The organism is Alcanivorax sp. 1008 (genome assembly GCF_020667895.1).
Lineage (GTDB): Bacteria > Pseudomonadota > Gammaproteobacteria > Pseudomonadales > Alcanivoracaceae > PGZG01.
Genome location: NZ_JAFMPS010000006.1, coordinates 57967 through 82397 on the forward strand (window position 1 = coordinate 57967; position 24431 = coordinate 82397).

The following is a 24431-nucleotide window of genomic DNA, read 5'->3' on the forward strand; positions in this document are numbered from 1 at the left end:
CGCATGGCTAGGCTGCATTACTTAGCTCGGTCTTTGCTGAGGAAATAACGCGAAACGCAGACCGATACAATAGAACAAGAAGTGCTAACGCTATAATTATGTCAGGCCAGCCTGACCCTAATAACCAAACGCCTCCAGCAGCAACAATTACTGAAAGGTCTGACGCAATGTCGTTGCGTGAGCATTCCCATACTGAGCTCATATTCACATCTTCATGGCGGTGACGCCAAAGAAGGAAAAGGCATGCGAAGTTTGCAATAAGGCTTAGAGTTCCGAAGATACCCATTGCCTCGAAAATAGGCACGCTTGGCACTAAAAGCTTGTAAATTATTTGGCCTGTTACAATTAATGCTGCCAAAAGAATAAGTGCGCCTTTGAAAAGAGCAACTTTAGCTTTAGTGCCCGTACCACGGGATACAGCATATAAACTTAATGCATAAGTCAGAGCGTCGCCGAAACTATCAAAGCTACTAGCTAGTAAGGCGGTAGAGTCACCATATATGGCAGCACAAACAATCACCATGAACATGATGGCATTGATGCCTAATACTATTTTTAGTGTTCCTCTTTGTCGTTCTTCTTGAAGTGCATTTACCGAACATCCTCCGTCACAACATCCGCTCATATGTCTATTCTCATCTGTAACGACTACTCATAAATCGCTATTCGCAGTTAGGTTGCTGAAACCAGGGCGATGCATAGCTAAAAAGGCCAGCATCGCCCAGAGCGAAGGATTGGTGGTCAAGAATAACCTGGGCAATGAGTTCGGCTCTCATATATTAAAGGGGCACGGTTATCCCTAAGGCATAAGACACACTTATATATGATGGGGCGGCGAAAAAATCGATATCTTCCATTCATTTTAACACCTCCTCGGTTAGGAGAAGGTGTCCACTAAATCGGGGGGGAACTACATCCCTGCTTGCCTGGCCTTGTTAAGGAGTCGAACTTTAATCATAATTATCAAACCACCGACATTTTAGGTCTGGCCTAATTACCCGAAGCTGGTCGAAACTGCTTTTTGGGGCAAATCTTGCTACAGAGAAATACTTTAGCTTCGGGTTGCTCGCAACATAATCCAGGTTCTTATCCTTGAGCTGCACGGAGGACATAAAGAGCGCCTCAAGTTCAAGCATATTAGAAAAGGGCTCCAGAGAATCGACTTGTTGCTTGGTCCATATGTCTCCCTCTACTCCAAGGGCAACCAATTTCTTTGCGCCCTTAAGAAACCAATAATCAGTGATCTCTTTTGACTCCTTAATCCAAAGCTTCTTTAGGCTTGGCATATCCTTAAGTCTGTCTAGGCCCTCGCAGGGCTTGCACTTAACCAAAGCTAGATATCTCAAGTTGGGCAAGCCCTCCAGTCTTCCGATGTCCTCGACCTCAATCTTTGAGAGGACTAGACTATCTAGGGTCTTTAGACGGCATATTTCGTCAAGAAAGGAATCATTAACGGACGTGGCTGTTAAATGCTCCAAACTCTCAAGCTGCCCTATTCCAATGTGAGAGTTCTGCTTTCTCCAAAAATTAAGATATTTAATTTCCTTTGGAATCTCCGCGGAGCGACGATACAAGTCCTTGTGATGATACCTCTCACGATATATGTCATGTGACTCTGCATCGGACGCTGACATGCCAACTCCTAACGCTATGCTCACCGGGTAAATTTTCGATGGCGGCTTTTGTGCGGCCTTATGCACAAAAGGTGACAGCGGAAATTTATCCGGTGCAGCCAATTGTTAATCGCGACTCAGGTGTGGCCGCACCAAGTCCTCTATCTTTGCGATCGCCTCCCGTATAGCAGGAGATAATGTATCAGTTTCCATCTCAGAGGCATTTAAATCTGAGCGTATTCGGACGGCAAAATCTCGATCTCCAAAGTCTTGATGTCCAGAGTACTCATTTCGAATGAATGCATCTATTGAGGCTCGGAGCCTAACCGCAAGGCGCCTGAGTTCCTGCGCGGCGTCTTTCACTGCAGTCCCCCAAAGCGCTTCCGCCTCGAGTGTGGCAGAGTCAAACTCCTGGACCGCATCCATTACGGGTTGCCACCTGTTCTTATAGACATGCACCCAGGCATCGCCTTTCTCATTGGAACTGTAGTTGCCTAGCGCCCCTTGATATCCCTCGGGAAACTCGGAAGCAGAAACAAAAGGAGAGCGACAGTCTTGAATTTCATTCCTTAATCTATAAACGGACTTCATGAACTGGCGTGCAACTTCAAAGTTCGTTCTACCAGAAAGCTCCGCTTTCCACTTCTCAAGACCTCTATACGCCACAAATGCAGTAGTGGCTGCGGCACCAGCAAGAAATATATCTTTGAGAGCCGTGAACACGTCCGCTGCGCTCATTTATCACTCCATTCGATTAACGCCCGCGCAATAGGCGCGAATTTATGCGCGTCCTTAATGACGCACTTGTTATATCCTTATACTTCACGTGTGAAACTTTGTAACTGTGCAATTAGGCTGCCTAAATCCTTATTGTCTGGATCTTTATCAAGAGCGTTCTTAAGCTCAAATACTGATTGATCTAGCTTGCCATAGTGAGCGTAAATTTGAGCTTTTTGAATATAAGGCAACTTAGTGGAAGCCAAGACAGAAGAAGAAATAATGCCATCAAAAATAATGCGTTTTCGATGAAAAGAGTAATTTAGAGCACTTAATATAACTAGGCATAGAACTGCCACTAGAGAATAAAAAGGCTTGGTCTGGAAAATAAAGAAATGAAAAGTAAAAGCAGAAATGGCTACTAGGATAGCCATTGCCTGAATTACTTTTTTATCCTCTTTTCTCATATTGCTTTGATGCCCGTGTAGATATAACGCTTCAAACACCGGCCCAGTTTACTGCGTCCGAGTGCTTTGATTTGTTAGGGCCGACTCCGGCACACCGCGCGACCGAAGCAGCTCTTTGATTTCAGAGAGCATCTCAACACTTTCACTATATCCTTGCTCTCGCCACTTTCTTGTTTCCTCATCATCACCATCAACCGGCAAAGCCCATTCTGGGCCAAAGACAATAGGATGCTCTTTTCTGTAGGCTGCCATTAATTCTACGTATCCATCAAGATTTGATGTAACTTCAGGAAGAAAGAATTCAGAAAGAAGTTTATTGCCTGACTTTCGATACATCATGTATCTATGCAGCCCAATATCTATATTCAGCTCAAACAAATGGACAACGTTTTCAATCTTGTCTTTTTCGATTGATGCCAGCTGGTGGCGTGACAAAGCACCCTGAACAATTTCCTCAAGTAGACTTAAATTTCTGATGCCCTCCTTAAATCCGTAAAAGACCCCGCCAGCAAAGCTAATTGCCGAGAAAAGTAGTGCCGTAGTCAATGCTGCGATTTTATTCATTATCTAGCTCTAACAGTTTATTCATTCGAAGCGTCGACATAATTCTTTGCCTACTTAACCCCTTTCGAGTTTTGTCGACTAGGTAGGTAATGATTATTCACATCAACCACTTACCAAGCCACAAAAAATAGTAGCGATATGACAAAACTCGATACGTCGATATAATTCGGTGTCTATAACGCGCAATGTCACTCTAATATCACTTCCAAAAATCAGTTAGTTAGCTATGCCTGCTACGGTGGATTGCAGTAGTTCACCCGGCGGTCGTTGAGCAAAGCCTTTCAAGTGCCCAGTCCACATGCTCCTTTACCATTTCCGGCACGTCCTTTTGCCGCTGCTGCAGCGCGGCAATCACCTCCGCGGACCGGGATCCATTTCCCAGTGCTACAGCCAGGTTCCTCAACCATCCCGCATAACCAGTGCGGCGAATCGGAGAGCCTTCGGTGCGGTGCAGGAATTCTTCTTCAGTCCACATGAACAGTTCCAGCAGGGAGGCCTGGTCCAGTCCGTGGCGTGGTTGGAAGTCGCCTTCCTCGCTGTGTCGGGCAAAGCGATTCCACGGGCACACCAGTTGGCAGTCGTCGCAGCCGAAGATGCGGTTGCCGATCAGCGGGCGCAGCTCGGTAGGGATGGCACCTTTGTGCTCGATGGTCAGATAGGAAATGCACTTGCCCGCGTCGAGTTGATACGGCGCGATGATTGCTGCGGTAGGGCAGATATCGATGCAGGCACTACAGGTGCCGCAGTGGTTGCTGGCCGGTTGGTCCAGCGGCAGGGGCAGGTCTGTGTAGATCTCGCCAAGAAAGAACCAGCTGCCTGCTTTACGGTTGATGATCAGGGTGTGTTTGCCTTGCCAGCCGAGGCCGGCTTTTTCCGCAAGGGGCTTTTCCATTACCGGGGCGCTGTCGACGAAGGCGCGGGCCAGTTCGCTGTCTTTTACTGCATGGCGAATTTGCTCGGCCAGTTTGCCCAGACGTTTGCGGATCAGCTTGTGATAGTCCCGGCCCAGGGCGTAGCGCGAGATATAGGCCTTGTCTGGGTCGCGCAGCAGTTCCATGGTGGCGATGTCGGCGGGTAGGTAGTCCATGCGTAGCGAGATGACCCGCAGGGTCCCCGGTTCCAGGTCCGCCGGGCGGCTGCGTTTGCGGCCGTGGGCGGCCATCCAGTCCATGCCCGCCTGATGGCCGTCGGCCAGCCAGGCATCCAGCCGCTGTTCAGCCAGGGTCAGGTCGATGTCGGCAATACCGACCTGCTGGAAGCCGAGTTCACGGCCCCAGTGTCTGATTTGTGTCGCCAGTTCGCCAAGATCTACAGACACATCATGAGCTCGCCTTCAGGGAGGGCTATAATCGGCGGCAATTACACAGGGTGCAAATATGACGGCCACACAGTTTCCGGAAATGCTGCATGACGCCGCCGGCGTACGCGAGCTGGATCGGCGGGCCATTGAGCAAGCCGGTATCGCCGGCGAGACGCTAATGGTGCGGGCGGGGGAGGCGGCGTTTCGGCGGCTGCAGGAGCATTGGCCCCATTGCCAGTCGCCGGCGGTGATCTGTGGGGCAGGCAATAATGGCGGTGATGGCTATGTGGTGGCGTTGCTGGCGCAGAACGCCGGGCTGCACCCCCGGGTATATGCCACCGTGGCGATTGAGTTTCTGCGCGGCGATGCCCGCACCATGGCAGAGCGGGCCCTGGCGGAGGGGGTCCCGGTGACCGTGTTGGCGGATGTGCTGCCGGACCTGTCAGGCCATGATCTGGTGGTCGATGGTCTGCTTGGTACCGGGCTGGCTGGTACGGTGCGACCGGCATTGGCGTCGCTGATCGGGCATATCAATGCCAGTGGCTTGCCGCTGTTGGCGCTGGATATTCCCTCCGGGCTGAGTGCGGATACTGGTGCGGTGCTGGGCGCCGCCCTGAGCGCCAATGTCACCACCACATTTGTTGGCATGAAGCGCGGCCTGCTAACGGGGGCCGGGCCGGCCCTCACCGGCCAGCTGTACTTCGAGGATTTGGCCATTCCAGAGTCGGTTCAGCTCTCCCTTGCCGCCGATTGCCGCATGGTGGATATGCATCAGCTGAGCAGGTTCTTGCCCCGTCGGCGCCGCGATGCCCATAAGGGTGATCATGGTCATGTGCTGGTGGTGGGGGGGGATTATGGTTACGCCGGTGCGGTGTTGCTGGCGGCGGAGGCGGCGGCCCGCAGTGGTGCCGGTCTGGTCAGTGTGGCAACGCGGCCAGAGCATGTTACTGCGCTGCTCGGGCGACGCCCGGAAATCATGGTGCGCGGCGTTGAGCATGGCGATGATCTGGGTTCGTTGCTGAAGCGTGCAAGCGTGGTTGTTTGTGGTCCCGGTCTTGGTCAGGACGCGTGGGGCTTTGGCTTGCTTGGCAAGGTGCTGGAATGTGGCCTGCCGCTGGTGCTGGATGCGGACGCCCTCAATCTGATTGCCCAGCACCAGTTGCATTGGCAGGCGCCGGCGGTGTTGACGCCCCATCCCGGTGAAGCGGCGCGACTGCTGAACGCCGATGCCCGTGCCGTGCAGGCGGATCGCTTTGCCGCTGTGCATGAGCTGGCCTCACGCTACCAGTCCACGGTGCTGCTGAAAGGTGCGGGCACTCTGATTGCCTGTACCGACCAGCCGGTGGCACTGGTGCATGCGGGTAATCCGGGCATGGCCAGCGGCGGCATGGGCGATGTGCTGTCGGGAATTATTGGCGCTCTGCTTGGTCAGGGTATTAAGCCTTATGATGCGGCCCGCTTTGCTGCGCTGGTGCATGGTCTGGCGGCGGATCGTGCGGTGCTGCATCAGGGCGAGCGCGGCTTGCTGGCCACGGATCTGCTGCCCCATGTGCGGCGGCTGGTTAACGGAATTGAAAACGGGATTGATGAGTGATCAGCGAAACAATTCAGCTTGCCGATGAAGCCGCCACCGAGGCCCTGGGGGCCGCGTTGGCAAAACGGATAACTTGCGGGGTGGTTTGGCTGCAGGGTGATCTGGGCGCCGGTAAAACCACCCTGGTGCGTGGCTGGCTGCGAGCACTGGGCCATGTCGGCGCGGTAAAAAGCCCCACCTATACCATTGTTGAGCCGTACCAGTTCGCTGATGTGCCGATCTACCATTTTGATCTCTACCGGCTGAGTGATCCGGAAGAGTTGGAGATGATTGGTGGCCGTGACTATTTCGACCGGGATGCACTGTGTCTGGTAGAGTGGCCACAACAAGCCGGTGCGGCATTGCCGGAACCTGCATTGATAGTCTCGCTAACACCGGCCAACGGTGGGCGAGAGGCGACACTGACATTTCCGGAGTCCGGACAGGCATGACGAACTGGCTTTTGCGGATGCTGATTGTGCTGATGTGCTGTGCTGCTAGTGCGGTAATGGCGGCACAGCAGATCGACTCGGTGCGCATGAGCAAGTCACCGGACGCTACCCGCATCGTTTTTGATTTGCAGGCGCCCCTTCAGCACACCGTTAACAAGCTGGGTAATCCGGATCGTATTGTGGTGGACCTGGATGGTGCCGCCCTGAACTTCGACTTTTCCAAGCTGGATTTGCGTAACTCGCCCATACGGGAAATTCGCACCGGCCAGCATGCCGCCGATAAGGTGCGAGTGGTGCTGGACCTGACCAGCGCCCAGCGGCCCAAGACCTCTATGTTGGCGCCCAGTGAGGGCAGCGGTTGGCGGCTGGTTATTGATCTGTTGGCAGATCTGGATCCCGAAGATCCGCCAAACCAGGTGGCAACCATTTCGAAATCACCTTTGGGTGAAACGCTGGCAGACTTCAGGCCCATGGTGGTTGCTCTAGACCCCGGGCATGGTGGTCAGGACCCGGGGGCCATTGGCCCCAGCGGCACCCGCGAAAAAGATATTGTGCTGCAAATAGGCAAGCGGTTGGCAGATCATATCAATCGTCAGCCTGGCATGCGTGCAGTGCTTGTGCGTACCGGCGATTACTATGTGCCACTGGCAGATCGTCGCCGGATCGCTGCTGACAAATATAATGCGGATGTATTCCTGTCCATCCATGCGGATGCCTTTACAGATTCCCGTGCTCATGGCGCGTCGGTTTTTGCCCTATCCCATCACGGCTCTACAAGCGCCAGAGCGGGCTATCTTGCCCGCATCGCTAACGACTCGGACAAGGTTGCCGGTGTCTATAAAGAAGAGCGGGAGAATAACTCGCTGCTAAATGTGATTGCGGATTTGACCACCTCGGGATCGCTTACTCACAGCCTGGTATTGGGTCGGATGATTCTTGAAGAGATGGGTCAGGTTACCAAGCTGCATGGCGATCGGAGGAAGGTGGAACAGGCGGGCTTTGCCGTGCTGAAAGAACCGAGCATGGTGTCACTGCTAGTGGAAACCGGTTTTATTTCAAATCGCACCGAAGAAAAGAACCTGCGTAGCAGTGCCCATCAGGAAAAAATGGCCAAGGCCATTGTCGGTGGGCTGCACAAGTATTTTGAGATGCACCCGAAACCAGAAACCTATTATGCGTTGCTGCGCAGTCGTGGTGGTGTCCGTCCTGCCACCCACAAGATTAATAGCGGCGAGACAATTTCTTCCATTGCACGCCGTTATGATATTTCAGAAAACTCCCTGCGAGAGCATAACAAGCTACGTGGCGACAAGATTCGTGCGGGTCAGGTATTGAGAATTCCGCCGGGTTAATTTGTGTTGTAGGAAAGTTCTAGTTGGGGTGTTGTTTGTCTCGTATCCAGTTGCTTGATCCGCGTTTGGCCAACCAGATTGCTGCCGGTGAGGTGGTGGAGCGGCCTGCGTCCGTGGTTAAGGAGTTGCTGGAAAACGCTCTTGATGCTGGTGCCGATCAGATTCAGGTAGATGCGGAGCAGGGCGGCGTCAAGCTGATCCGGGTGCGGGATAATGGTGGCGGTATTGGTGCGGATGATTTGCCCCTGGCCCTATCCCGTCATGCCACCAGCAAAATTCGTACGCTCGATGATCTGGAGGCAATTGGTTCGCTGGGGTTTCGTGGTGAAGCACTGGCGGCGATCAGTTCCGTATCGCGCCTGACACTTACTTCTAATGTGGCCGACAGTTCGGAAGGTTGGCAGGTGTCGGTGGAGGGGCGAGACATGGCGGCCCAGGTGCAGCCGGCGGCCCATCCACGTGGCACCAGCGTGGAAATGCGTGATCTGTTTTTTAATACGCCGGCCCGGCGACGGTTTTTGCGCGCTGAAAAAACCGAGTTCAATCATCTTGAAGAAGTATTTCGCCGTATTGCCCTGAGCGAGTTCGCCACCGCATTTCGTTTGATGCATAACCAGAAAGTGATCCATCAGTTGCCTGCCGCAACCACGGATGTTCATCGTGCTCAGCGAGTTGCCAAGCTGTGTGGAAGCGCTTTTATAGAGCAGTCCATCGCCGTCGATATTGAGCACGGCGGCTTGCGTCTGCATGGCTGGCTTGGCTTGCCAACTTTTTCCCGGTCGCAGTCCGATCTGCAATATTTCTTTGTTAACGGTCGGGTAATTCGTGATCGTGTGGTCAGTCATGCGGTGCGCCAGGCCTATCGGGATGTGCTGTATCACGGTCGCCATCCTGCCTATGTTCTGTTTTTTGAGCTCGACCCTGCTCAGGTGGATGTTAACGTTCATCCCACCAAGCATGAGGTGCGCTTTCGCGAGCAGCGCATGGTGCATGATTTTCTATATCGCTCCCTGCACCGGGCCATCGCTGAGGTGCGTCCAGGGGCTGAGACGCAACCGACTCGCGCCGATGATTCTGCATTGATGAATGACGAGGTCATGTCACCACAGCAGCCTATGCCGTCCCGGCAGTCAGGTTTGGCGCTGGGCATGCCGCAAAATCGTCCGCCGATGTTGGCTGGCGAAGGGCACCAGCAAGCCGCCCGTTATGGCGACCTGCTGCGCCCTCGGGTGGAAGAGTCGTCACCGGCATTTGCACCCGCGGCCGACGATGTGGCGCCACCGCTCGGCTTTGCTGTGGCGCAGATACACGGCATTTATATTCTGGCGGAGAATGCCGATGGCATGGTGCTGGTGGACATGCACGCCGCCCATGAACGAATCACCTATGAGCATCTGAAAACCTCCTGGGCGGAAGACAAAGTGCGTAGTCAGCCGCTACTGGTGCCGGTGTCCATGGCGGTCTCCAGTCGTGAGGCGGACTTTGCTGAACAGTCGCCGGAGGTGTTTCAGCGGCTCGGTTTCGTTATCCAGCGAGCCGGACCGGAAACGTTGATTGTTCGTGAGGTGCCAGCGCTGATGCGTGAGGCCAACCATGAGGCGCTGGTCCGCGATGTGTTGTCGGATTTGCTCAGCCACGGCAGCAGTAGCCGCATCGAGGCGGTGTTGGACGAGTTGCTTTCCACCATGGCCTGTCACGGCAGTGTTCGAGCCAACCGCCGACTGACCATTGCGGAGATGAATGGCCTGCTGCGTGATATGGAAGCCACCGAGCGTAGCGGCCAGTGCAATCACGGCCGACCAACCTGGACGCAGATGTCGCTGAAGGAACTGGACCGCCTGTTTATGCGGGGCCGCTGAGGTGTCGAACCCGCCGGTAATATTCCTGATGGGGCCCACCTGCTCCGGCAAAACCGGTGCCGCGGTAGAGCTTGTGCAGCGCTTGCCGCTGGAAATCATCAATGTTGATTCTGCGCTTGTATATCAGGGCCTGGAGATCGGTGCTGCTCGGCCTGAACCGGAGGTGCTGGCAAAAGCTCCGCATCGCCTGCTCGGTTTTCTTGATCCATCCGAACCCTACTCCGCCGCCCGTTTTCGCGAAGATGCCCTGGGTGAGATTGCCGATATCCATGCCAACGGCAACATCCCTCTGTTGGTTGGCGGCACCATGCTGTATTTCAAGGCGCTGCAGCAGGGGCTGGCGGATTTACCTGCTGCCGATCCTGTGGTGCGCGAAGCCATCGACGCCATCGCTCGTGAACATGGCTGGCCGGAGGTGCACCGTCAGCTGGCTGAGGTGGACCCGGAAACGGCTGCCCGGCTGAAGCCCAATGATGGCCAGCGCCTGCAGCGGGCGCTGGAGGTCTATCGCCTGACCGGCGAGCCGCTGTCCGCATTGCATAGAAAGCAGAAGTCTGTCGCATTGTCTGACACAGAAGAAAATCCTAGCCCGGCTTTTCCGTATACTGCGACCTGTCTGGCGCTGGCTCCGGCTTCCCGGGCGCTGCTACATGAGCGCATTGCTGAGCGCTTCCACACCATGCTTGAAGACGGACTGGTGGAAGAGGTGCGACAGCTGAAGTCTCGCCAAGACCTGCATCGGGAACTGCCGGCCATCAAGGCAGTCGGTTATCGGCAGGTCTGGGACTATCTCGACGGTTTGTATAGTTATGAAGAAATGGTGGATCGCGGCATTATCGCGACCCGTCAGCTGGCCAAGCGGCAGTTCACCTGGCTGCGAGGATGGCCAGAGCTGGAGTGGTTCGATAGTGACCACCCGCAACTGATTGAGCAGCTGGAAAACCGGCTTGCGCCCCTGCTGGATTCGGTGTTTAGTTGACCGCAAGCAGCAGGCCGGAAGCCAATAGCTGCGCTGATCCATGTTTTGCTGAAACGTTGTGCAAAAACTTGCCCGAACTGCTGGGCGCCCATTTTTTAAGGATCATCCAAGGAGTCACTGACATGTCAAAAGGGCACTTGCTACAAGACCCTTTCCTGAACGCCCTGCGGAAAGAGCGTATTCCGGTTTCTATTTTTCTGGTCAACGGTATCAAGCTGCAGGGGCAGATTGAGTCCTTTGATCAGTATGTGGTGCTGCTGAAGAATGCTGTCAGCCAGATGGTATACAAGCACGCTATTTCTACCGTGGTGCCGGCGCGCAATCCGCGCACTACCACTCCCGTGGGTCACAGTGGCCTGCCGGCGGATGATGACTACGACGCTGATTGATTGCACTAAACGACGATTATTGAACCTGCAAAAAGCCACGCATCGCGTGGCTTTTTGTGCTGAGGCCTGTTGATGGATCTGTTTGACAGTACCGAAGCAACCCGTACTGATGTTGGTGAGCGGGCTCTGCTGGTGCATATGGACCTCCCGGATGGTGCCGGCCGGGAAGACCTTGATGAATTTCACCATCTGGTGTCGTCCAGTGGCGTTGTGCCGATTCTGGAAGTCACCGGTCGTCGCGACCGCCCGGATGCGGCCTTGTATGTCGGCTCGGGTAAGGCGGCAGAAATCGCCGAGCTGGTGGCCGAACACGAAATCGACGTGGTGCTGTTTAACCATGCCCTGACCCCGGCTCAGGAGCGCAATATTGAGCGGGTGGTCAAAACCCGGGTGCTCGATCGCACCGGCTTGATTCTGGATATCTTCGCCCAGCGAGCCCGTACCCACGAAGGCCGCCTTCAGGTCGAGCTGGCGCAGTTGCGCCATATGCAGACCCGACTGGTGCGAGGCTGGACCCACCTTGAACGGCAGAAGGGCGGTATTGGTCTGCGTGGTCCCGGTGAAACCCAGCTTGAGACCGACCGTCGTCTGGTGCGTGAGCGTATTCGCGCGATCGAGGCGCGTGTCGAGAAGGTCCGTAGCCAGCGTTCCCAGGGACGCCGTGCCCGGCAGCGTGCGGAAACCCCGCTGGTGTCGTTGGTGGGCTATACCAATGCGGGCAAATCGACGCTGTTCAATCGCCTGACCGATGCTGAGGTCTATGTGGCGGATCAGCTGTTCGCGACGCTGGATCCGACCCTGCGCAAAGTACGTATTCCCGGCGTAGGGCCGACTATTCTGGCGGACACCGTGGGGTTTATTCGCCACCTGCCTCATCGGCTGGTGCAGGCTTTTCGGGCCACTCTGGAGGAAACCCTCAGTGCTGGTTTGTTGCTGCATGTCACTGATTCGGCCAGTGACGAGCGTGACGAAAACATCGCTGCGGTGGATGCGGTGCTGGAAGAAATTGGCGCTGATCAGGTGCCGGTGCTGCATGTTTTCAACAAGATTGACCTGCTCGATACCGCCGCACGGATTGATCGCGATGAAGAAGGTCTGGCAGTGCGGGTGTGGCTGTCGGCGGTGACCGGAGAGGGTATTGAGCTGCTGCATCAGGCCATGGCAGAGCGCTTGGCGGCCAATTGGGTGGATCGCTGGATTGTGCTGCCGGCGGCCGCGGCTGGTCGGCTGCGGGCCAGGCTGCATGAGGCTGGTGAAGTTTTAGCCGAGCAGACCACTACAGACGGCAATCTTTTACTCAGAGTGCGCCTGAACCGGGTACACTTCCTGCGCCTGTTGCGCGAAGCGCAGCTGGATGAACAGGATGTCTTCACGGCATACCCTGAGGTTGCAGTGGAAAATGAGCCTTCCTACAATCCCGAAGCCTCTCACTAAGCGCGAAAAGCGGAGAATTCAATGGCCTGGAATGAACCTGGCGGAAACAAGCCCCGAGACCCTTGGGGTGGCGGTGGTGATCAAGGCCCGCCTGATCTGGACGAAGTACTGAAGAACCTGCGCGGCAAGTTTTCCGGTCTGTTTGGCGGAAAAGCTGGCGGCAATAATGGTGGCGGCGGTGCGGTAGTGGCTATCGTGCTACTGGCACTGGTGCTGTTGTATCTGTTCTGGGGCGCCTTCACGGTGCAGCAGCAGGACCGTGCCGTGGTGCTCAGTTTCGGTAAATACGACCGAACTCTGGGTCCGGGTCTTAACTGGCACTGGCCGCCTGTGGAAACCTTCCGCCGGGTCAATGTGGATCAGGTGCGCGAGCACAGCGTCCGTGAAGAGATGCTGACCCGCGACACAAACATTGTCGGCGTAAATCTTAAAGTGCAGTACAAGGTGGTGGATGCGCAGACCTATGTATTGCGCGTTGCTGATTCGGAAGCCGTGCTCAAGCATGCAGTTGAGAGTGCCCTGCGTCAGGTAGTGGGTGCCTCCACCATGGATCAGGTGCTGATTGAAGAGCGCGAGCGCATCGGTGCTGATGTGGGCACTCGCCTGCAGAAATATCTGGATCAATACAACACCGGCCTGCTGATCGTTGAGTTGATTCTTGACCGTACCGCTGCCCCGGAAGCAGTGCGTGATGCATTTGATGACGTGGCCCGGGCCAAGGAAGACGAAGAGCGCTTCCGCAATGAAGCCCAGACCTATGCCAATGGTGTGATTCCAGATGCCAGCGGCCGCGCCCGTCGTCTACGCGAAGAAGCACAGGCATACAAAGAGCAGGTGGTAGCCCGTTCCCAAGGTGATGCGCAGCGCTTCGAAGCGTTGCTGACAGAGTATCGTCGCGCCCCGGCGATTACTCGTGATCGTCTCTATCTGGAGACGCTGGAGCAGGTTTTGGGCGGCGCCAGCAAGGTGCTGATCGATACCAAGTCGGGAAACAACATGCTCTATTTGCCGCTTGATCAGATGATCCGCCAGCACAAGGAAAGTCGCGCTCTGGCGGAGCCTTCCACTAGCGCCAGTGGCGTGGCTGCACCCAAGTCTTCGTCGGCAAGTGAGCGCCCGCAAACTGGCTATGGCAGCCGCACAAGGGAGATTCGCTGATGTCTCAGAGAAGCACGCTATTCCTCGCGCTTATCGCCATGGTGCTGGTAATCGGTTCCGAGTCTTACTACGTCGTCAATGAAACTGAAAAGGCGGTGTTGAAGCAGTTCGGTAAGATCATCAAAAGTGATATCCAGCCGGGCATCTATCCCAAGCTGCCGTTCCTGCAGTCAGTAATCCGGGTCGATGGTCGAGTGCTGACCCATGATGTGCCGACCCAGCCGTTCCTGACTTCAGAAAAGAAAGTGCTGAACGTGGATTCGTTTGTGATCTGGCGTATTGCTGATGTGCAGCGCTACGTCACCACGCTTGGCAGTGGCAGCACCGACAGCATGCGTATTCAGGCGGAAGCCCAGCAGCGTGTTGACGGTCGGGTGCAGCAGGCCCTGCGTGATGAGTTTTCCAAGCGCACCGTTAATGACGTGGTGGCAGGTGAGCGCGAGGCGGTCATGAACCAGGTGGCGCAGACCGTTAACGAACGCACCCTGGCGGATCTTGGCATCGAGGTAATCGACATTCGCGTCAAGCGGGTCGATTGGCCGGAAGAAGTCCGCGGCCGGGTATTTGACCGGATGCGCGCCGAGCGGGCCCGGGATGCCGCGGGTCATCGTGCCAAGGGTCGTGAGGACGCCGAGGGTATCCGTGCGGATGCTGATCGTCAGGCCACGGTGATCATGGCAGAAGCCTATCGTGATGCGCAGATTCTGCGTGGTGCCGGTGATGCCGAGGCGGCCTCTATCTACGCCAAGGCGTTTGGTCGTGATGCCGAGTTCTTCCGCTTTTATCGCAGTCTGGAAGCTTACCGCGCCAGCCTGGGGAACCCGGAAGACCTGCTGGTACTGGAGCCGGATAGCGACTTTTTCCGTTATCTGAAAAAATCCTCCGGCGGTCGCTGACCGCTGGTCTAGCCAGCTGATTGTGCCGGTGTGACCGGGCGCAATCAGGTGCTACAATCCGCGCCGCGTGCCGGACGTTTGAGTCACCTCAGACGTCCGGCCCTTTTTTTGACTGAACGACGGACAGGCATGAATCGCGAAGAACAGTGGTTGCTCCCCGACGGAGTCGAGGAAGTTCTGCCTGAGCGGGCGGCGGCGATTGAATCGCTGCGCCGTGAGCTGCTCGACCTGTTTGCCCGCTGGGGTTACCAGCTGGTGTTTCCGCCGTTGATCGAATTTCTTGATTCCCTGCTTAATGGCACCGGCCGTGATCTGGAGCGGGAAACCTTCAAGTTGACTGACCAGCAGAGCGGTCGTCTGATGGGCATTCGCCCGGATATTACCCCGCAGGTAGCGCGCATTGACGCCCACAGTTTGCGTCGTAGTGCGCCGACCCGGTTGTGCTATTGCAGCACCGCAGTGCGTACCCGCTGCCAGCCCGGCGGCTCGCGCACCCCTTACCAGATCGGTGTTGAACTGTTCGGCCATGCGGGCGTGCAGAGCGACGCAGAAGTGCTTGCCCTGATGCTGGACACGCTGGCGCTGGCTGGGGTCGCTCCGGTGACACTGGATCTGGGGCATGTTGGCATTTACCGGGCGCTGGTGCGTCGCGCCGGTCTGTCCGCTGATGATGAAGCAGCGCTTTCTGATATTTATCTGCGCAAAGCCCGTGATGAGCTTGATGCGTTCCTGTCCGAACTATCGTTGACCACCGAGCTGCGTGATGCGCTGGCGGCACTGCCCTGGCTGGCGGGTGGTAGAGAAGTGCTGGCCGAGGCCCGCGAGGCATTAGCCCCCTTTGGAGCGGATGTGGTCAGTGCCATCGACGAGCTGGATGCGCTGGCGGCTTTTTCTGAGGCACGCTATCCCGCCGTGCAGTTGCACATTGATGCCGGCGAATTGCGCGGTTACCACTACCACACCGGCTGCCTTTTCGCTGCCTATGTGGATGGCGCCAGCGAGCCGGTTGCCAAGGGTGGTCGTTATGATCACATTGGCGAAGTGTTCGGCCGTGCCCGACCGGCCACCGGCTTCAGTGCCGACCTGCGGTTGCTCGCCAACGGTCGCCGCGCTTCTGTTGGCGGTGCCATCCTGGCTGAAGGCGACTGGCTGGAAAGCGCCTTTGCCGAGCAAGTGAACAAATTGCGCAGTGACGGTGAAACTGTCGTTGTTGCTCTGCCGGGAGCGGATAATGACGCTCGCACATTGAGTTGTAACCGCCGGCTGATTAGCCAGTCCGGCAACTGGATCGTTGAACCCCTTTAATCCACCAACCGTGACGACAAACAGGCCATGGGAAAGAACGTTGTAATTCTCGGCACCCAGTGGGGTGACGAAGGCAAGGGCAAGATCGTTGACCTGCTCACTGATCAGGTGTCCTGTGTGGCCCGTTTTCAGGGCGGCCATAATGCCGGTCATACGCTGGTTATCGACGGCAAGAAGACCGTCCTGCATCTGATTCCCTCGGGAATTTTGCGGGAAAACGTGTTGTGCCTGATTGGTAACGGGGTGGTGCTGGCGCCCGACGCGCTGATGAAAGAGATTCGTGGCCTGGAGGCCAATGGCGTGCCGGTACGCGAGCGTTTGCGTCTTTCTCCTGCCTGCCCGTTGATTCTGCCGGTGCACGTGGCACTGGATCAGGCCCGCGAAAAAGCCCGTGGGGAGGCCAAGATTGGTACCACAGGGCGTGGCATCGGCCCGGCCTATGAAGACAAGGCGGCCCGTCGTGGCGTGCGCCTGGGTGACATCTACCAGCGCGAACGCTTTGCCGCCAAGTTGGGCGAAATGCTCGACTACCATAATTTTGTGCTGCGCAATTACTACAACGCCGAGCCCGTGGATTTTCAGCAGACCCTGGATGAAACCATCGCATTTGGCGAAGAAATGCGGCCCATGGTGGCGGATGTCACCACTATCCTGCATGACGCCCGCGGGCGCGGTGACAAAATCATGTTCGAAGGTGCCCAGGGCACCCTGCTGGATATTGACCACGGCACCTATCCGTTCGTAACCAGCTCCAACACCACCGCTGGCGGCACCGCCACCGGCTCCGGCTTTGGCCCTCTTTATCTGGACTATGTGCTGGGTATCACCAAGGCCTACACCACCCGGGTGGGTTCGGGTCCGTTCCCGACGGAACTGTTTGATGATGTTGGTCGTCGTCTGGCCGAGCGGGGCCATGAGTTTGGCTCCACCACTGGACGTGCCCGTCGCTGTGGCTGGTTTGATGCGGTTGCTCTGCGTCGGGCCATCCAGATCAACTCGATCAGCGGTCTGTGCCTTACCAAGCTGGACGTACTTGATGGTCTTGAAGTGGTATCTATCTGTGTCGGTTACCGCAATGCGGATGGCGCAGTGATTAACAATGCCTGGGACGCAGACTCCTATGCCTTAATGGAGCCTGTCTACGAAGATATGCCGGGTTGGACGGAGTCCACCGTGGGCGCCAAGACCTTGGCGGAGTTGCCGGTCAATGCCCGTGCCTACATCAAGCGTATTGAAGAGGTGACTGGCGCACCCATCGATATCATTTCCACTGGGCCCGATCGCAATGAGACCATCGTGTTGCGTCACCCGTTCGAGTAACTCTGGTGGGTTTCAACGCATTAAAAAAGGCGCCTATGGCGCCTTTTTTAATGGTGTCTGGGGCCATCCGCATCACTTCTTACGGGTAATAATCACCAGTGCCCCAATGATGCCCAATACGATTACCGGGAATACCAACAGGTAGGGGCGGTTATTCTGGGCCTGATTGGTCATGGGTGCCGGTGACGGTGGTGCTGCCGCTGCCGGGCCGGCCCATGCCAGTGTGGCTGCCATCAGCGCAGCACCGAGCAAGTGCTTCAGGGGGGGCGGGAGGGTCCTGCTTATTCTGAATTTATTCATTGATAACAATGCCTTGTGGTCTTCTTGGGTGAGCTGGAAGGGGCCTCTGCCAGGCGCTCAGTGTGCCACAAAATCGGTTGCCTGACAGGATTTGAACAGGGGGGGGGATCCTGTTCGAGTTGGCAGTAGGTATGAGACCGCGTCTAATGTAAAAAGTTGATAAACGTCACATTCCTGAGTTAATGTCCTTCGGTCTAGTGGGTCCGCCGTCCCGCATCGTGTGCTGTGCACGATCATTTTGGATATGGCGGGCAGCTAAGGAAGCAATGTCCGGGATGGGCAGGAAACGGATTTTTCGTTCTCTACAAAGCCCCTGCACTCCCGAGATGTGTTGGAACTAATGATGGCAAGGCCTTGGCGCCAAGCTTTCGGGGGATTCATGAGTAACAAAGCAATGATGCGGCCACTAGTGGCCGGCGTTTTGTCCGGTCTGATGATGATGTCATCGCAACTGCATGCGGAAGATACTCCGCTATTGGATCCCGGCGCTGAACAGCGTCAGTTTGAACAGGATCGCCCGGACACGCTTCGTCCTTCCCCCGAACTTCGCTTCGATATTCCTGATGAACCGGCCATGCGCGCGGTGGCGGACAAGAAGTTCGACGTCAGTGAATTTCTATTCCAGGGCAACACGGTTTTTCCTGCCGACGAGTTGTCAGGTCTGGTTGCTGACGTGCAGGGCACCATTACCTTTACCCAGCTGTTGGAAGCCACCTCCCGCATTACCAAGCACTACCGTGACGCCGGGTACATTGTGGCCCGCGCTTACGTGCCCGAGCAGGCGGTTGAAAACGGTCAAGTGCGCATTGCCGTACTCGAAGGCGTGCTGGGTGCGATTAAGATTGAGGGCGATTCGCCAATCTCCGAAGAGCGCGTGCGCGCACACATGCAGCGCCTGATAGATACCGGCATTGTTAATGAAGCGGATCTGGAATACGGCGCACTGCTGTTGAATGACCTGCCCGGTCTTCGCGCTGAAGTGGCGCTGCGCCCTGGTGAGCGTACCGGAACATCAGATGTTGTTTTGAATGTCATTGATGAAGGTACTTTCGACTTCTCTGTTGATTACAACAATTTCGGCTCGCCGGTTACTGGCGAGCATCGCCTTGGCATGGTTGCCGGGATTAATAATATTTTTGATGTGGGTGATCGACTTACTTTCCGTCCCATGGTTTCAGATAGCGGCAATACTTTTTATGGTGCGCTGCACTATGAGATGCCAGTTTTTACTCCCGCGTCGCGCATTGGCCTGAGCTTCTCGCATTTGCTTTCTGAGCTTGGCGAAGAGTTTGAGAATCTAGAGATTGAAAATACCGCAACCACCATTAGCCTGTATGGCTCTCATGCCCTTGTGCGTAGCCGTGATCGCAATATCACCGGGCGATTAGCATTTGAAAGCCGAAACTTCGTTCGTGATTTCGGCGCGTCTTTTATTATTCCTGTGATCGAAGAAGCGGACTACGTTCTGAACATTCTTGATCTCGGTGTTTCCGGCGACTACCGCGATGACTTCCATGGTGGTGCAATCAGCACCTACTCCGCGTCATTGCGTTTCGGTTTGTCTGACGTAACCGCTGAAGAGGGCGGCTCTACTGTGCCGGGCAAGCCGCGCTTCGATGGCAAATTTTCATTGCTTAACTTTAGTGCCCAGCGCATTCAGAGACTGGCTCCTCTGTGGAGTGCCAGCGTTCGTCTTGACGGCCAGTTCAGTGGCGATGATCTGGATACTTCCGAGCGTATGAGCCTGGGCGGTCCGCAGGCGGTGCGTGCTTATCGTCCGTCTGAAGCGCTGGGTGATAGCGCCCTTATTCTTCAGTCTGAGCTGCGTCGCCAGTTGACCGGCCTGCAAGATCGTTACGAATGGCTAAACCGTGCAGAGGTGTACGGTCTTTTTGACATGGGTACATCTCAAGTCAACTCCACTCTTGCCATCAATGCTGATGATAGCTGGACACGAAATGGCGTCGGTGCCGGTATGCGCATCGCCGGCGGAAACTCTTTCTACGCAGACCTGACAGTGGCAACACGACTGGCAGATCGCGAGTCAGTTGTTGATCAGCCCGACGACAGCAAAGTGAATTATTGGCTGCAAATGATCTATTGGTTCTGATCATTCGCTAGCAGAAAAAACACTAAATAATTTAAGAAAAACTGCGCTGTCACGGATTTCCGACATTCAGTCGGCTGGCAGACAAAAAGAGGCAAATGCCATGAAACGGAAGATGGAAACCCTTCTCTCTGCTAACCGCCGCCTGAAGGTGCTAACGGCACCAACCTTGCTGGCCATGTCACTCAGTATGAGTGCCTATGCGGTAGACCTCCCTACGGGGGAGGATATTACCCATGGTGATGCAGACATCTTCCGCGATACGGATTCGCTGACTGTGGATCAGCATTCCTCGGACCTGGTGATTAACTGGGACGATTTTAGTATTGCCTCGGGTAATACCGTTAATTTCCTGCAGCAAAAAAGCGACATAGTGCTGAACCGGGTGGTGGGTGATAACCCTTCCAACATCTTTGGTTCCATCAATGCCGGCGGTCAGGTTTTTCTGATCAACCAGTCAGGCATTTTGTTCGCGCCGGGTTCCCGTGTTGATGCAGCTGGCCTCGTTGCATCCACGCTGGACATGGCGGATGAGGATTTCCTCTCTGGCAACTACCTGTTTGAAGGGGTAGGTGGCGACGTTATTAACCAGGGCGAGCTGGTGGCTGCTGAAGGTGGCTATGTGGCTATGTTCGGTCGTCAGGCTGTTAACGAAGGCATCATTAGTGCGCGCCTTGGTTCTGTTGCGCTGGCCTCCGGTGATCGTATCGCCATGGATTTTACCGGCGACGGTTTGATTCGCTTGGAAGTAGATAGTGCCGTTGTCGATGGCATGGTCTCCAACCACAACCTGATTTTTGCTGATGGCGGCCGCGTTTACATGACCGCCAGTGCTGCTGGCGATCTGGCTGCCACCGTGGTGAATAACGAAGGCATTATCGAGGCGAGCAGTGTTGAAGAGCGCGATGGCAAGGTTTTCCTTGTTGCCAGCGGCGGCAGCATTGATTCCTCGGGCCGCATTGATGTTGCCGGCGAAGGCAGCGTTGGTGGTGGTGAGGTAACGCTGGATGCTGACGGCACTACCATCGTCAGCGGTGAAATTGATGCGCGCTCGGGTAGCGACGGTGGCCAAGGCGGCTCTGTCAAAGTGCTGGGTGATCTGGTTGGTTTGGCCGCCGGCGCAGACATTAATGCTTCTGGCGTTAATGGCGGTGGCGAAGTATTGGTAGGCGGCGATTTCCAGGGTGCGAATGCAGAGGTACGCAATGCCTCGCGCACCTTTATTGCCGGTGATGCGAGCATTCGCGCCGATGCGCTGGATCAAGGTGACGGTGGCAGGATCATCGTTTGGGCCGATGACATTACCCGCTACTACGGCCAGATCAGCGCGACCGGTGGCGCCAACGGCGGCAACGGTGGTTTTGCCGAGGTATCCGGCAAGAATCTGCTGGGCTTCTGGGGCACTGTCGACCTGAGTGCGGCTTACGGCGATATCGGCACCTTGCTGCTGGATCCGGATAACCTGACCATTATCGCATCGGCCGGAGAGGTCGACGACGCGGCTCTTGTAGATGACGTGATTGCGTTTGGTGAAGGGTCGCCCGGCGATTTTACGATTTCAAATAGTGTTCTTAACGCCGCGACTGCGGACATCCTCCTTCAGGCCAACCTTGATATTACGGTCAATGGTGCCATTGATATGGCTCCAAGCCTGACCATGGAGGCGGGTCAGGATGTTTTCATTAACCAGAGCATTGAAACCGATGGCGCGCTCACAGTTCTTGCTAACCGGAACATTGTCGTCGGAGCCAACCTGACCACTAATGTTGGCGGGCTGGGAGGCGATCTGATTCTGAACTCGGATCGCAATGATGGTCAGGATGGCGCGATCGAGGTGAATGGCGCGACTCTCTCAAGTAATGGTGGGGATATCATTCTGGGTGGCGGTTCTGCTGATCCGCTTACCGGTTATGCTTACGGCAATCTCACCGTCGGCACCCGCGGTATCTACATCTTTGGCGGCGCTTCGCTGAACTCCGCTGGTGGGGATATTTCTCTGCGTGGCCAGAGTGCCACGACCAGCCTAGCCGCCATCCCCGCCTACGGGGTTTCCGTCAATGGTGCCGTGGATAGCGGCGCCGGCACTATCACTATAAACGGCATCAGTAATGGTCAGGCGGGCGCTAATTCGCAGGGCGTCGAGCTTACTGGTGGCGGTTCACTGACTTCTGCTAACGCTACGGCTAGCGCGATCACCATAGATGGTCAGGTTCAGGCCGGAGGGGGCAATACCTTTACCTCATTGGGCGTCAATCTTGATGGCAGCGTGCAGACCACAAACGGTGGCGGCATCAGTATCACCGGCACCGCTGCAGCAACCACCGACCCCTCCTTCGCAGATGGCATTCTGGTGCAGGCTAATGGTGATATTGATTCCGGGGCCGGCGACCTGACTTTTAATGGCACTTCTGCTTCTGGCTCTGGCGTGCACCTGAGCGCCGGCTCGGTTTCTGGCGAGGGCAGCGTGTCCATTACCGGCACCACATCGGCCACAGGCACAGTGGCCACCTCTCAGGCCGGGGTGAAATTCAGCGGCGCAGGAACCCGGTTGAGTACGGCCACGGGCGACGTGGTTGTTACCGGCACCAGCAACGGCGGCAGCTACTCGCAGGGAGTCCTGGTTAACGGCGCTACCGTGCAGACCACAGGTAGCGGCACTCTGACGTTCAATGGGATTCATAACTCCCCGTCTCTTCTGAGTACTTGGGGCATGGGCTTGATTAATGCTGCCAACATACAAAGCACAGCGGCCGGCGGCGGGGATATCACCATCAATGGCGACAGTGAGGACTGGGGTCTTGTTCTGCAGGGCGCATCGCAGATTACCTCCAATGGTGGCGCCATCAACATCAACTCCCAGTGGTCCAGTGGCGCTAACGTCAGTGGTGTCTATCTGGATGGCGGCAGTACAGTTGACGCAGGAGCTAATGGTTCCATCGACTTGGCCCTAGATGGCAACTTGCAGTTTGTCGATGCGGCGTCTTCTTTCGCCGCAGCCGGTGGAACACTGGCTATTCGCCAGTTTACCAGCGGCAACACAATCGGCCTTGTTCCGAGCCTGCCTGCTGCTTTCGATGTGAATCTTACCATTGGCCAGTTCGGCGCCAACTTTACCGATGGCTTCTCGCAGATCACCGTGGGCGACACCAACACGGGCGATATTACAGTGGGTGCTTTTGCTACCACAGACATCAATGATCCGCTGGCGTTCTCTACAGGCTCGAATCTGATTGTCGCTGGCGCTCTCGATGTAGACGAGAACCTGACCGGCTCCGCAGACGGTAATGTGGAAATTAATCAGGCCATTACGTCTACCGCCGATATCAGCCTTACCGCCGATGCCGAAGATGATGGCACGGGCGACCTCATTTTTGGTGCCAGCGGTTCAGTGTCCGGTGCCGCTGTCGATCTGTCTTCAGGCGAGTCGCTTGAGCTGGGCAATGTGACGGCGACCGGCACGCTGGATATAACCACCTCCGGGGACGCCATTTCCCAGCAGGGCGGCACTGCTATCACTGCCACCGGTCTCACCACCGTTGATGTGGGTACTGGCGCCAGTGTCTCCCTGAACGGTACTTCTAACGACTTCGGCAGCGTCTCTCTTGTTAATGTTGGCGCCAACAATGTCTCCGTCTTTGACGCTAACGAAATCACTGTATCCGGCAATGCCTTCCTTCTTGATGTGACCGGTACGGAGATCATCCTTGGCGGCGGCTCTTACAATATTATTAACGCCCGTGCTTCAACTTCCGTGGAGCAAGCGGCTGCATTGGCTGCCCAATTCACCAATATCTATGCCACTGCGGCAAACGTTGATACCACGCTTAACCTGCCAGGAAACGATTTCGGCGCCGTGACATTGTTTGAAACCGGCGTTGGCAGTACGCATCGCAATGTCGCATTCGATGATGATACCGGGAATATGAATATTATCGGTACCACGGGGGGTGCGACATCATTGACGGCTAATTCTGTCGGCGCTCTGGATTTGAGAGGTGGTACCTTCGGTACCCTAAGCGCCACCGGTGGTAAGATTACACAGGTATCTCCCGGTGCTCCATTGGTCGTAACCGGCACTTCAAGCCTAAACAGCGCTGGCACCATCAATCTGACGCTGGCCAATAACGATTTTGGTGGGGCGATCACGGTGACGGCCGGCGGCAACACTGCGATCACCAACAGCGCAGCCCTGAGTCTGCAAGGCACGGTGACCGGCACCCTGAACGCCACGGCGACCACCGGTGGCATCACCGACAGCGGCGCGCTGAGCGTGACCGGTGACGTGACCCTGAACGACGTGGCGCTGGCGGGTATCACGCTGGACACGCTGGAAGCGGACAGCAATGTGATCATCACTGCCGGTGGCGACACCGCGATCACCAATGATGCGGCCCTGAATCTGGAAGGCACAGTGACTGGCACCCTGGACGCCACGGCGACCACCGGTGGCATCACCGACAGCGGCGCGCTGAGCGTGACCGGTGACGTGACCCTGAACGACGTGGCGCTGGCCGGCATTACGCTGGACACGCTGGAAGCGGACAGCAATGTGATCATCACTGCCGGTGGCGACACCGCGATCACCAATGATGCGGCCCTGAATCTGGAAGGCACAGTGACTGGCACCCTGGACGCCACGGCGACCA

General features: G+C 56.1%; 20 protein-coding genes. 13 read left to right on the top strand and 7 right to left on the bottom strand.

Annotated features, from left to right (window positions below; translation table 11 throughout):
• Window positions 1-7: 7 nt before the first annotated feature.
• From J1C54_RS09025 to queG, 6 genes are all read right to left on the bottom strand, one after another.
• On the bottom strand, window positions 8-625 hold the full coding sequence (locus tag J1C54_RS09025) for a cation transporter (protein ID WP_229146641.1): 618 nt from the start codon (window positions 623-625) through the stop codon (window positions 8-10).
• A gap of 325 nt (window positions 626-950) precedes the next feature.
• On the bottom strand, window positions 951-1634 hold the full coding sequence (locus tag J1C54_RS09030) for a hypothetical protein (RefSeq protein WP_229146642.1): 684 nt from the start codon (window positions 1632-1634) through the stop codon (window positions 951-953).
• Between the two features lie 105 nt (window positions 1635-1739).
• Window positions 1740-2351: a hypothetical protein gene (locus J1C54_RS09035; RefSeq protein ID WP_229146643.1), complete on the bottom strand. Its 612-nt coding sequence runs from the start codon at window positions 2349-2351 to the stop codon at window positions 1740-1742.
• A 77-nt stretch (window positions 2352-2428) separates the two neighbouring features.
• Window positions 2429-2836, bottom strand: coding sequence for a hypothetical protein (locus J1C54_RS09040; protein WP_229146644.1), 408 nt, complete (start codon window positions 2834-2836; stop codon window positions 2429-2431).
• Window positions 2837-2845: 9 nt separating this feature from the next.
• A complete protein-coding gene (locus tag J1C54_RS09045) occupies window positions 2846-3361 on the bottom strand; it encodes a hypothetical protein (RefSeq protein ID WP_229146645.1) in 516 nt (171 codons plus the stop codon).
• Window positions 3362-3614: 253 nt separating this feature from the next.
• Complete coding sequence (queG, locus tag J1C54_RS09050; RefSeq protein ID WP_229146646.1) at window positions 3615-4679, bottom strand: tRNA epoxyqueuosine(34) reductase QueG; 1065 nt, start codon at window positions 4677-4679, stop codon at window positions 3615-3617.
• Between the two features lie 58 nt (window positions 4680-4737).
• Between queG and J1C54_RS09055 the strand changes: the two genes are divergently transcribed.
• The 11 genes from J1C54_RS09055 (at window position 4738) to J1C54_RS09105 (ending at window position 17378) form a co-directional block, all read left to right on the top strand.
• Window positions 4738-6255, top strand: coding sequence for an NAD(P)H-hydrate dehydratase (locus J1C54_RS09055; protein ID WP_229146647.1), 1518 nt, complete (start codon window positions 4738-4740; stop codon window positions 6253-6255).
• A complete protein-coding gene (tsaE, locus tag J1C54_RS09060; RefSeq protein ID WP_229146648.1) occupies window positions 6252-6686 on the top strand; it encodes a tRNA (adenosine(37)-N6)-threonylcarbamoyltransferase complex ATPase subunit type 1 TsaE in 435 nt (144 codons plus the stop codon). Before J1C54_RS09055 ends, tsaE begins: the two co-directional genes overlap by 4 nt.
• On the top strand, window positions 6683-8038 hold the full coding sequence (locus tag J1C54_RS09065; RefSeq protein ID WP_229146652.1) for an N-acetylmuramoyl-L-alanine amidase: 1356 nt from the start codon (window positions 6683-6685) through the stop codon (window positions 8036-8038). Before tsaE ends, J1C54_RS09065 begins: the two co-directional genes overlap by 4 nt.
• A 35-nt stretch (window positions 8039-8073) precedes the next feature.
• Window positions 8074-9897, top strand: a complete 1824-nt coding sequence (gene mutL / locus J1C54_RS09070) for a DNA mismatch repair endonuclease MutL (RefSeq protein WP_229146656.1) — start codon at window positions 8074-8076, stop codon at window positions 9895-9897.
• Between the two features lie 28 nt (window positions 9898-9925).
• Window positions 9926-10876 (top strand): tRNA (adenosine(37)-N6)-dimethylallyltransferase MiaA, encoded by a 951-nt coding sequence (gene miaA, locus J1C54_RS09075; RefSeq protein WP_229146827.1) that lies wholly within the window; start codon window positions 9926-9928, stop codon window positions 10874-10876.
• 122 nt (window positions 10877-10998) lie between these two features.
• The gene (gene hfq, locus J1C54_RS09080; RefSeq protein WP_229146657.1) at window positions 10999-11265 is read left to right on the top strand and encodes an RNA chaperone Hfq; all 267 of its coding nucleotides are present in this window, start codon (window positions 10999-11001) and stop codon (window positions 11263-11265) included.
• A gap of 72 nt (window positions 11266-11337) precedes the next feature.
• Window positions 11338-12699 (top strand): ribosome rescue GTPase HflX, encoded by a 1362-nt coding sequence (gene hflX, locus J1C54_RS09085; protein WP_229146658.1) that lies wholly within the window; start codon window positions 11338-11340, stop codon window positions 12697-12699.
• 21 nt (window positions 12700-12720) lie between these two features.
• Complete coding sequence (gene hflK, locus J1C54_RS09090) at window positions 12721-13857, top strand: FtsH protease activity modulator HflK (RefSeq protein ID WP_229146659.1); 1137 nt, start codon at window positions 12721-12723, stop codon at window positions 13855-13857.
• On the top strand, window positions 13857-14753 hold the full coding sequence (gene hflC / locus J1C54_RS09095) for a protease modulator HflC (protein ID WP_229146662.1): 897 nt from the start codon (window positions 13857-13859) through the stop codon (window positions 14751-14753). The genes hflK and hflC overlap by 1 nt, the downstream gene beginning before the upstream one ends.
• Before the next feature lie 129 nt (window positions 14754-14882).
• Window positions 14883-16058, top strand: a complete 1176-nt coding sequence (locus J1C54_RS09100; RefSeq protein ID WP_229146663.1) for an ATP phosphoribosyltransferase regulatory subunit — start codon at window positions 14883-14885, stop codon at window positions 16056-16058.
• A gap of 27 nt (window positions 16059-16085) precedes the next feature.
• Entirely contained in the window at window positions 16086-17378 is a 1293-nt protein-coding gene (locus J1C54_RS09105) for an adenylosuccinate synthase (protein ID WP_229146664.1), read from the top strand.
• A gap of 72 nt (window positions 17379-17450) precedes the next feature.
• On the opposite strand, the gene J1C54_RS09110 is transcribed toward J1C54_RS09105, so the two are convergent.
• Window positions 17451-17612, bottom strand: a complete 162-nt coding sequence (locus J1C54_RS09110; RefSeq protein ID WP_229146665.1) for a hypothetical protein — start codon at window positions 17610-17612, stop codon at window positions 17451-17453.
• Window positions 17613-18057: 445 nt separating this feature from the next.
• On the opposite strand from J1C54_RS09110, the gene J1C54_RS09115 reads away from it, so the two are divergent.
• A complete protein-coding gene (locus tag J1C54_RS09115) occupies window positions 18058-19788 on the top strand; it encodes a ShlB/FhaC/HecB family hemolysin secretion/activation protein (RefSeq protein WP_229146666.1) in 1731 nt (576 codons plus the stop codon).
• Between the two features lie 100 nt (window positions 19789-19888).
• The coding region (locus tag J1C54_RS09120; RefSeq protein ID WP_229146668.1) for a filamentous hemagglutinin N-terminal domain-containing protein at window positions 19889-24431 on the top strand (4543 nt) is incomplete at its 3' end.